The 5600-nt window shown below is 34.5% G+C and carries 8 protein-coding genes and 4 pseudogenes; 10 read left to right on the top strand and 2 right to left on the bottom strand.

The window, feature by feature from the left end:
• Positions 1 to 192 precede the first annotated feature (192 nt).
• Both ACFIM8_RS08800 and ACFIM8_RS08795 read left to right on the top strand, forming a co-directional pair.
• Positions 193 to 381 carry a hypothetical protein gene (locus ACFIM8_RS08800; protein WP_375614802.1) on the top strand — a complete coding sequence of 63 codons (189 nt, stop codon included), beginning with the start codon at positions 193 to 195 and terminating at the stop codon, positions 379 to 381.
• 9 nt (positions 382 to 390) lie between these two features.
• On the top strand, positions 391 to 771 hold the full coding sequence (locus ACFIM8_RS08795) for a hypothetical protein (RefSeq protein ID WP_375614801.1): 381 nt from the start codon (positions 391 to 393) through the stop codon (positions 769 to 771).
• Between the two features lie 64 nt (positions 772 to 835).
• Here ACFIM8_RS08795 and ACFIM8_RS08790 read toward each other — a convergent pair whose 3' ends face one another.
• Positions 836 to 1024 carry a hypothetical protein gene (locus ACFIM8_RS08790; protein ID WP_375610747.1) on the bottom strand — a complete coding sequence of 63 codons (189 nt, stop codon included), beginning with the start codon at positions 1022 to 1024 and terminating at the stop codon, positions 836 to 838.
• Positions 1025 to 1163: 139 nt separating this feature from the next.
• On the bottom strand, positions 1164 to 1298 hold the full coding sequence (locus tag ACFIM8_RS08785) for a hypothetical protein (RefSeq protein ID WP_375614800.1): 135 nt from the start codon (positions 1296 to 1298) through the stop codon (positions 1164 to 1166).
• A gap of 100 nt (positions 1299 to 1398) precedes the next feature.
• Between ACFIM8_RS08785 and ACFIM8_RS08780 the strand changes: the two genes are divergently transcribed.
• The 8 genes and pseudogenes from ACFIM8_RS08780 to ACFIM8_RS08745 all read left to right on the top strand — a co-directional run.
• On the top strand, positions 1399 to 2001 hold the full coding sequence (locus tag ACFIM8_RS08780) for a S24 family peptidase (RefSeq protein ID WP_375614799.1): 603 nt from the start codon (positions 1399 to 1401) through the stop codon (positions 1999 to 2001).
• Between the two features lie 170 nt (positions 2002 to 2171).
• Positions 2172 to 2547 (top strand): annotated as a pseudogene (locus tag ACFIM8_RS08775) (hypothetical protein).
• Between the two features lie 104 nt (positions 2548 to 2651).
• Positions 2652 to 2972: an antA/AntB antirepressor family protein gene (locus ACFIM8_RS08770; RefSeq protein WP_375607560.1), complete on the top strand. Its 321-nt coding sequence runs from the start codon at positions 2652 to 2654 to the stop codon at positions 2970 to 2972.
• A gap of 37 nt (positions 2973 to 3009) precedes the next feature.
• On the top strand, positions 3010 to 3660 hold the full coding sequence (locus ACFIM8_RS08765) for an antA/AntB antirepressor family protein (protein WP_375614798.1): 651 nt from the start codon (positions 3010 to 3012) through the stop codon (positions 3658 to 3660).
• Between the two features lie 434 nt (positions 3661 to 4094).
• Positions 4095 to 4551: pseudogene (locus tag ACFIM8_RS08760) on the top strand (antA/AntB antirepressor family protein).
• Positions 4552 to 4770: 219 nt separating this feature from the next.
• The gene (locus tag ACFIM8_RS08755; RefSeq protein ID WP_375607554.1) at positions 4771 to 4992 is read left to right on the top strand and encodes a hypothetical protein; all 222 of its coding nucleotides are present in this window, start codon (positions 4771 to 4773) and stop codon (positions 4990 to 4992) included.
• A 49-nt stretch (positions 4993 to 5041) separates the two neighbouring features.
• Positions 5042 to 5233, top strand: a pseudogene (locus ACFIM8_RS08750) (ERF family protein); the annotation flags it as partial.
• Positions 5234 to 5476: 243 nt separating this feature from the next.
• A pseudogene (locus ACFIM8_RS08745) lies at positions 5477 to 5600 on the top strand (exonuclease); the annotation flags it as partial.

The raw sequence follows: 5600 nt of genomic DNA, 5'->3' as shown, positions 1-5600 counted from the left end.
CCGCCTTCAAAACGGCGTGATTGAAAATGTTCTGTATCACTTGTGATAAAACCATCTGCATCACGAAGCGCCCAGCCTGTCTTAGTCCCTAGATCAAGAAAAAGAATCGTGTTAATCATTTGCTATTCCAATTTAAGAGTATTTTTTAATCGTATCTGATCATCATTTTTTTCGAAACCGCAGGGGAGAAATATGCAAGAAAAGCTAAAAAATTTGGAAAGCCAACTGGTTAATATCAAAAGGAAAATTGCAATATTAGAAAAGGCATCACAAAATTTAGAGCCAAAGTTGGAGATTAATATTGAGGAACCTAAGATTGAAGTCATACCACCACACAATATTGTTACTGTAGAATTTGAAATCAAAAACCCTACAAAATAACCAATAAAAATGAATCATATACGAATAGACGAAAATAGCCCATTTCAATTTGTTGAGGCATTCCATAGCGCCTACAATTCGCGTTATCGAAAGTCACTAAAAACTACTCCCAATATATCTCAAAAACACATCGATTTAATAGCATTTCCCATTACAGATACCATCGATATTGATTTCTTTAGTTTACATGGCGGATCTACTTGCGTTTGGAGTATAAAAATTCGACCTACAGAAACAGAAAATTCCAATAAGATAACCGTTCCAGTTTTTATTCTTGAACACACCTCGTCAAATGATCCATATAAAACACTTCAAGTTCGTTTTTGGCCCAGTTTTTACCGTCAAAAGCCCTATCAACAATTTTCATCCCACTTTGAGATTAATCATTGACTGTTCTATGCTTCTTTGCTTTTAAAGGCGAAGAAGCAAACACATCTAAGTAACTTATTCTGTTTTACTGCTCATAGCCTCCAAAGGTCCCCACAATTCTTCTTTTCGATACTGTTTTTTCTAACTCGTTAATTAATATACTTAATTGTGCTATTATTTTGTCTTTTTCATGCGTTTTCGTCATTTTATAAAAGTAAAAGCCAGCAAAAAACATGATTACATTGACTATAAAAAACACAATCATCGCTGCCAAACCGTAATCCATTTTATTTTCTTTCTTCTTTAAGAGTGTGAATGGTGCTGTTGCTGTTCATCTTTATCTGTATGAGCAGCAATAAAAGCAGAACTAGAGCTAGAACTATCCTTCAACTTTTGCAGCTTTAAATAACTATTTAAAGATAGTCCTTTGCCTTGTTCCCAACGACAAAAAAAGCTTGCTTAACACCTAAAATATCTGCTAATTCCTTTTGTATTAGCGATAAACACTTTCGGATAGACTTAATCTTTAATTTTTCCTCTGTTTCCATTTGAGTTAAGCTCCTTGATTTTAACCATATACGCAATTGTATAGAGTTAATTAAAAAAAACAATAGATTTTTTTAATTTTAAAATCATAAGTAATTAATTATGACGAAAAATATCATTGCGACATTGCAAGTATTGCAATCTGAGTTTGGTCTTAATCAAAAAGATCTTGCCGATAGATTAAATGTAACCCAAGCGACCGTGTCAAGATGGTTAGGAAGTGAATCAGATCCCAGAGGTTCACACAGAGACGCAATTTTAGAACTTTATAAAAGCTTAAAAGGTTATAATCAAATTACTACAGTTGTTCCTGTTATGGGGTATATAGGAGCAGGATTAGAGATTGATACCGATGTTGAGCAAATCCCAGAAAATGGGCTTGAAACAATCGAAATACCATTTGATTTGCCTTTTGAAACAATAGGATTCATGGTTCGTGGAGATTCCATGTATCCCGTGTATAAAGATGGTGATTTAATCGTAGTTAAACATCTGCAAACAAAGCCAATGAGCGATTATTACGGTGATGAAGTTGTCGTTCTAACAGAAGATAATAGGCGTTTCATCAAACAAATTACTCGCTCTTCAGAGGGCATTGTACTCAAATCATGGAATGCGATACCTATTAAAAATGCAAAGATAAAATGGGTTGGAGAAATAGTTGCGATATTACCGCGCAAATCCTATCGTCTACTTATGAAATAATCCCAATAAAGTTTTTGATTCTATTGCTTGTGAAGATGGCATTTAAGTGAAAATGCAAAAAAAATGAAATATATGCGATTTTTTGCTTGCTTATGTTTATACATTTGCGTATAAGTAATTATGCAAACCACGCACAAACAATCGCCAAGAGGCGTTAGGGAGGAAAAATTATGGATAAGCCAATTCTTATTAATTCCAATGAAATTTTATTAGTTTCCTACGATGATAATCAAAACATTGCAGAGTCTGGAACACTTGATGCAAGCTAAATTCTAAGCATTGTTGATGAGGCAGATGATGCAATCCAAATCTTTCGTATAAATCCTTCTGAGAAGAGTTGCGAATATATCTCTGAAGAGATTGCAGACGCATATGTAGAAGAAAATATTGAACAATCTCCATGAGGATAGTGAGGCTCATTACTTTGTACGTGAAAGTGATACTTACAATGAACTTTTAGACGAGATAGCAGATGAAAAATATAATGATGAGATTTACGGTACTTACGAACAACAACACCGTTTGCGTCCTTGTGATGTGCTTTAAATTCTGAGGGCGTATTTAAAAGCGCCCCCTTTAATTCATCAATAATTAATTAGAGTAAACTCATGACCACACATGATAATAATATTCATAGTGAATGATATCTCATACCTGAAAACGAGGTAGAAGACAAAATCGGTTATGTCCAAATGGTTAATGCCCATGTAATGCATAGGCACTTACATTTGAAACAAGATTTTTCCACTTGGTTTAACGATTGTGTTGAAAAGTTTGATCTAAAAGAAGGCGTGGATTTTGTTTTTACAAAACAAGAATGGAACAGACAGAAGATTTGTCCAAAATCTGAAATAGAAATAGATAAAACCGATAATCATTACTTCAAAATTCACGCAGCAAAGAAAATCGCTAAAGCAGAGCGCCATAGAAACTATGACAGAATATTATATCAAACCTTATGTTTTTGTTAATTAAGACAGTGATGATGTAAAACTTTAGGAGTTCATCATGAATACTCTCATAGAGATTAAAGAACAAGCCATTGATAAGGAAATTGTTCAGACAGTAAATGCACGTGATCTGCATGGATTCTTAGAGGCAAAACGTGACTTTTCCAATTGGATTAAGGACCGTATTACCAGATACAATTTTATAGAAGGACAAGATTTTATAAAAACACAAGATTTGCGGTCACCAAATTTGGCGAGCGCAAAATCTAGAGCTGTTATCAAAATTAATTACCATCTCACTTTGGAAATGGCAAAAGAACTTTCCATGGTAGAGCGTAATGAAAAAGGTAAACAAGCCCGTCAATATTTTATTGAATGTGAACGGCGTGCAAAGAAACCTTTAGACCTTGCAAACGCATTAGAAGACCCTCTCTTTATTAAGAAACTGCTTTTAGAAAGCGTCACACAATTAGAGACTTTAAAAAGTGAAGTGAATACCCTTAAACCAAAGGCAATGGCTTTTGAAAGCTTACAGCGCCATGATGGACTCTTTGGTCTTACAAAAGCCGCTAAAATACTCAAGATGCAACCAAAACAGTTCATTCTCTTCTTACAGCAAAAAGGTTGGGTTTACAGACGAGCAGTAGGTGGAAATTTGCTACCGTATCAAGACAAAATCCAAGAGCTTAAAAGACAAAGCATGTATTAATTAAGGAATGCAATAATGAAAAAGACATACGAATTTACTGATAAAATCAATATGATTTATTTGCGTCAATTTTCAAACTTTTTAATTGACAATATACTATAGTATATATATGCTCAAATCAGGTGCTTGAAAAACACCTTAAATGCATAGCGGATGAATTACCGAAACAGTTTATTTTCCACACATTAAAGGCTTTGACGCGTTGTATGTTACACGCATATAATGACTTTGTCGGGTGTAGTTACGCTATACAATACTCTTTATGGGGAAAGCGTAACGACGGACTATGCACCGTGTTTTTCAGCACCCGGCATCCTTTATTGGATGTCAATGAAAAACATCTAACTGCATAGGAGTTCATTATGAACACTCTTATAAAAATTACAGAACAAACAATTGATTAGGAAACAGTTCAAACCGTTAATGCGCGTGAGTTGCATGCATTTTTGGAAAGCAAAGAAGATTTCTCTACTTGGATAAAAAAACGCATCATTGCTTATTCTTTTCTTGAAAGGCGAAGATTTTATTCGCTTCCACAAAAAAATGGAAGCGAACAATGCTATAGCAGTAGAATATCATCTCACCTTAGATATGGCGAAAGAGCTTTCCATGGTTGAACGTAATAAGAAAGGACGACAGGCACGTCGTTACTTTATTGAATGTGAGAAAAAACTAAGAAACCAATCTGTTGATTATTCTTGTGATACACGCTTTGATTTGCCAAGCTATTGGGAAGGTATGAACGCTGGTGAAAAAGTTTTGTATCTTTTAGATCCAATTCATATGCGTCTTATTGATACTTTCAGAGTAGATGAAGAGAACAGAAAATATAAAGCCCTCATTAAAGAAGCAAAACAGGTTTTAGAAAGATCTGTTGTAAAAGCCGCTTAGTTTAAAAAAGATTTCATTTCCTCGTCTTTTCAGACGGGGAGGTGATCAATATCACACAGTCTCTAGAAACAGGATTGTAACAACCAACCAACTTTTAAAACATGCGTGATTCACGCCACACGTGAATTGCGCGTAATGGAGAAAATCAAAATGAGTGAACAAAACACTAACCTAATAGAAATTGAAGAAACACATCATTTAGCCGTCGAATAAACTGCTATGGAATGTATTTTAAATAAAGCATTAGAAAGTGACGTCAGTATTGACCGCTTAAAGCGTATTCTTGATTTAAGAGAAAAAGAAATAGAACGACAAGAGCGCCAAAACTTTGTCCGTGACCTTTCGGCTATGCAAACAAAATATCAAAATATTGAAAAAACTCTACAATCACCCATACAAACAGCAAATACGCTATGCTTGATCAGTACATTGATGCTTTAAAGGATGGGCTTGCAAAATACAACTATATTAAACAGAAAAAAACGTTACCATAGAAATAATTCTGCCTCATCCTTCAGAAAATCAAATCTCAACAGAAGGAACATTTCCAATTGACAGTACAGGCTCTAAAAATAGTATACAATCAATTGGTTCCACACTTACCTACGCACAGAGATACCTGTTAGGCATACTTCTTAATGTAGCAAGTAAAGAAGACGATACAGATGGTCAACCGCAAACCAAAGAAGGCGATACAAATAATCAAAAAGTTTCCTCTAAACAGATAAAGCAAATCGAAGAATTAATTAAAGAAACAGGGACAAATGAAAGTAGTCTTCTCTATTTTGCAGAAGCAGAAAAACTAACAGATATGTCTTGTGAAAAAGCAGAATTGGTTTTGGGCATTTGGAAAGAAGAAAAAATATTTAAAAAGAAAAAGCTCTACAATTGCTCCCATCACAAGAGCAACAAACGGCGGTGTGAGATGGAGCAACGAATAGCAGAATGATTTTCAAGCAAGTCTAGGGAAAATCACCGCATCAAACATTTACAACATACTCAATAAAACTACAAAAGGATTGCCTACGAGCAAATATGAAGACTACAAA

Origin of the sequence: Bartonella sp. AC535YNZD, from assembly GCF_042196625.1 — a bacterium.
Lineage (GTDB): Bacteria > Pseudomonadota > Alphaproteobacteria > Rhizobiales > Rhizobiaceae > Bartonella.
The sequence above is the reverse complement of the archived record's forward strand: the minus strand, read 5'-3'. Positions and strand labels throughout refer to the sequence as shown.

Bases quoted from the DNA above. Each gene is read 5' to 3' on its own strand.
- ACFIM8_RS08765 (WP_375614798.1), top strand. From the start codon at position 3,010: ATGAATACTCTCATAGAGATTAAAGAACAAGCCATTGATAAGGAAATT.
- ACFIM8_RS08800 (WP_375614802.1), top strand. From the start codon at position 193: ATGCAAGAAAAGCTAAAAAATTTGGAAAGCCAACTGGTTAATATCAAA.
- ACFIM8_RS08780 (WP_375614799.1), top strand. From the start codon at position 1,399: ATGACGAAAAATATCATTGCGACATTGCAAGTATTGCAATCTGAGTTT.
- ACFIM8_RS08785 (WP_375614800.1), bottom strand. From the start codon at position 1,298: ATGGAAACAGAGGAAAAATTAAAGATTAAGTCTATCCGAAAGTGTTTA.
- ACFIM8_RS08795 (WP_375614801.1), top strand. From the start codon at position 391: ATGAATCATATACGAATAGACGAAAATAGCCCATTTCAATTTGTTGAG.
- ACFIM8_RS08755 (WP_375607554.1), top strand. From the start codon at position 4,771: ATGGAATGTATTTTAAATAAAGCATTAGAAAGTGACGTCAGTATTGAC.